The sequence below is a fragment of the Variovorax sp. WDL1 genome (assembly GCF_001541225.1).
Lineage (GTDB): Bacteria > Pseudomonadota > Gammaproteobacteria > Burkholderiales > Burkholderiaceae_C > Variovorax.
The window spans coordinates 841-4183 of the sequence record NZ_LMTS01000268.1; the positions used below are offsets into that span (position 1 = coordinate 841).

Here is a 3343-nt window from a genome sequence, read left to right on the forward strand (position 1 = left end):
GCTTGGCTTCAGATCTCAAGGTGGGGCGCCTGGCCGCTTACGGGGCGTCGGCAAGCGCGCCGATGGTCGCGCGCGTGGAGCTCTCAACAGATCTCCAATAGGCTACCAATCGACTTCCCCAAGGACACTTCGATGCGCATCAGCCACGAGGCGATCTACCAGGCGTTGTACGTGCAGGGCCGTGGAGCGTTGCAGCGTGAATTGACGGCGTGCCTGCGCACGGGCCGTGCTCTGCGCGTGCCCAGAGAGCGTGTGAGAGGCCGCGGGAAGTCGTTCGTTACGCCGGAGATCATGATTAGCGAGCGACCGGCCAGCGTTGAAGATCGCGCAGTACCTGGCCACTGGGAAGGTGATCTCATCCTTGGACTGGATAGCTCGGCGATTGGAACGTTGGTTGAGAGGACGACGCGCTTCACGATGTTGCTGCACTTGACGCCTCTGCCTGGCCATCGTCAGCAGCCACGAGACAAGCACGGCCCCGCATTGGCTGGTCACGGTGCCGAGGCCGTCCGAGAGGCGATTACCAAAGCTATGAGCTCGCTGCCGAAGCAGCTGAAGAAGTCTCTTACCTGGGACCAGGGCACGGAAATGGCCCAGCACGCGCAACTCTCAATCCACACCGGACTGCAGGTCTACTTCTGCGATGCGCAGAGTCCTTGGCAGAGAGGCACCAACGAGAACACCAACGGGCTGTTGCGCCAATACTTCCCAAAGGGAACAGACCTTAGCGCGCATCGAGCAACCGATCTGCAGGCAGTGGCGCTGGCCTTGAACACGAGACCGCGCAAGACGCTCGGATGGCAGACGCCCGCAGAGGCCTTCAATGAGCTGCTACGCTCGGCCAACAGACGCAGTGTTGCGACGACTCGTTGAATGCGGGCTGCGAACCCCTGTCGGAGTGATGGACCAGATCGCCCTGGCGATCGCCGCAGCGTGCGTACAGGGCCTGCTCCAGCGCGTCGAGCACGAAGTCGGTCTGCATCGAGCTACTGACCCGCCAGCCAACGATGCGCCGCGCGAAGACATCGATGACGAAGGCCACGTACACGAAGCCCTGCCAGGTCGAGACGTAGGGTTGAGTAGAGCACGCGCGCCGCGCCGATCTCGCGACCGGCAGTTTCGCGTGCCCCCTCGCCGAACCGGACGTGCATCTTTCGCTATGCATCCGGCTCTCCAGGAACCACGGTGAAGTCGGGTGGGGTCATCCACCTGCGTTTGTAGCGCTGCACCGTCAGCCAGCCCATTTGGTATTGCTCGTGCCGCTCCCCCTGCCACACGCGTCGCGTCGGACGGTGCCGGCTGGGTCGTCGGTGTCGGAGGAGCCACCGCACGGAGGCTTCTGGGTGCTTCTTCCGCATCCAGCGCCACACACGGTCTCCCACGTACCAGTCCAGGCCGCCGAGGACGTCTTTCGCGCCGGTGCAATAGCAGTAGAAGTGCGCCCAGCCACGCAGGATGGGATTGAGCTTCTGGAGCAGGTCGTCGAGCGACCAGCGCAGGGTCTGCCGTGTCGTCAGTTGCTTGACCTTGTGCCGCAAGTCCGCCGCCTTAGTCTTCGGAACCTCAATCCGGGGCGACCAGCCGAAGCGGTCGTCCCATCGCATGCTCACGCGATGTCCGAGGAATTGGAAGCTGTCGGCCGGATCCGTGATCCGCGTCTTGTCGGGTGACAGGGTCAGCCCCATGCCGTCGTGCAGTGCCTTGGCAAGAGCATCCCGCTCGGCCTCGGCCTGCTGTTGCGTGCCGTGCACCAGGATCACGAAGTCGTCAGCGTAGCGCACTGGGAACATCACAACTCGACCGGCACGCCGGTCGGTGCTGCGAGCCTCCAGTGCCGCCTTCAAGCCATCGCTCTTCCTGTGTGCCCGCCGCTTCGTCCGGTGCTCCACCCACCGCTCGTATCGCTCTTCGATAAGACCCAAGGCGATATTGGCCAGCAGCGGCGAGATGATGCCACCTTGCGGCGTGCCCGCGTCGGTGCGAAGAAACTGCTCTTCGCTGAGGACGCCGGCTTTCAGGAACTGCACGAGCAATCGGTTCACCCGCAGGTCAGCGCAGTGCTGACGCACGCGCTGCATGAGCAGATGATGGTCGATGTTGTCGAAGCAGCCCTTGATGTCACCTTCGATCACCCACTGGTAGGGTGTCTCATGCCGCAGGCCGTCGGTTTTGCTCACGCGCCTGGGCCGCAAGGTCATCCTGATGTGTTCCAGCGCGCCGTGGCAACCCCGTCCCGGCCGGAAGCCGTACGAGACATGCCTGAAGCGCGCTTCCAGGATTGGCTCCAGAAGTTGCTTGACCGCGCTCTGCACCACGCGGTCGGTCACCGTGGGGATACCCAGGGCGCGGAACTGCCCCGGTTTGCCCGGCTTGGGGATGAGTTTGCGGCGGCATGGGCTCGGCGCGTAGGCGCCGCACCGCAATGCATTTCGCAGCTCGTCCAAGTAGGCATGATCGCCAATGTCTCGGCGGATGCTGCCCACGGTCTTCCCGTCGATGCCTGCCGTGCGCTTGCCCTGATTGGTAGCTACACGCGCCCAGGCGCACCGCAGGTTGCGTGGATCGATGATCCAGTTCCACAACTCGCGGTAACTCTCGTCGGGGTGTTGTCGACTCCACTGATACAGCTTGCGCTGCACGCTCAGGAGCCAGGCCTTGTCGGCCTGATGATCCGAGTCCACGGATCGTTCCTGCGGCTTCGCTCGCCGATCGGTTCCCTGCTCGCCTTCGCCATGTGGCCGGCTTTCCCGACCTCGGACTACTACGCGAGCTCCGTCCCGTTGACGCCCCATCCCCGTTCGCCGCGGATAGCCCGTGTCCGTCACGGGCGAGGTATCACCGGTTCCCATGTTCCGATTCCCAACCTTCAGGTCCTTAGGTGGCGTGCTCTACCCCTGGTGGCTCCGGACGACGGCCAGGGGAGGACCCCGTCGTCGAGTGCGTACAGGTCGCACCCTCCCGCCGCGAACATCAAGCACGGCCGGATCGCGCCACTGTCACCGTCGTTGCCGACGGTCGGTAGCTGTAAATACAGAGGCTTCCAACGCACGCTTCGTTGCCTCACCATAGACCTTGTGGTAGCCCGACGCGCCGATCTTGCGACCGTCGCTCGGTACAGTTCAGGCCGCTCTGCGCATGACACCCAGCCGTCGGCAAACGGCCAAGCTTTGCGGCCCCCTTTCGCCCGGCCTCCACCGGTGCGAGACAGCATTTCAGCTGTCGGTCGAGAATCAGCCAGCTTCGGTTTACTGTCAGTTGTCTCTCCTTTCTCCTGTTGTTGCAAACCGCGCCTACATGGCGCACTGAAGTCCGCCACCCACAGCTGGTTCGGCCTGTCAGCCTT

Annotated in this window: 2 protein-coding genes and 1 pseudogene; 1 reads left to right on the forward strand and 2 read right to left on the reverse strand. The window is 63.6% G+C overall.

Features of this window, described 5'->3' with window-relative positions; translation table 11 throughout:
- Positions 1 to 873 (forward strand): IS30 family transposase (locus APY03_RS33070; protein WP_068683954.1); only part of this gene is annotated, 873 nt, incomplete at its 5' end.
- A gap of 7 nt (positions 874 to 880) precedes the next feature.
- Here the strand turns inward: APY03_RS33070 and APY03_RS40845 are convergent.
- A pseudogene (locus APY03_RS40845) lies at positions 881 to 1072 on the reverse strand (DDE-type integrase/transposase/recombinase); the annotation flags it as partial.
- Positions 1073 to 1157: 85 nt separating this feature from the next.
- A complete protein-coding gene (gene ltrA / locus APY03_RS33075; RefSeq protein WP_068683952.1) occupies positions 1158 to 2681 on the reverse strand; it encodes a group II intron reverse transcriptase/maturase in 1524 nt (507 codons plus the stop codon).
- Between the last annotated feature and the right edge of the window lie 662 nt (positions 2682 to 3343).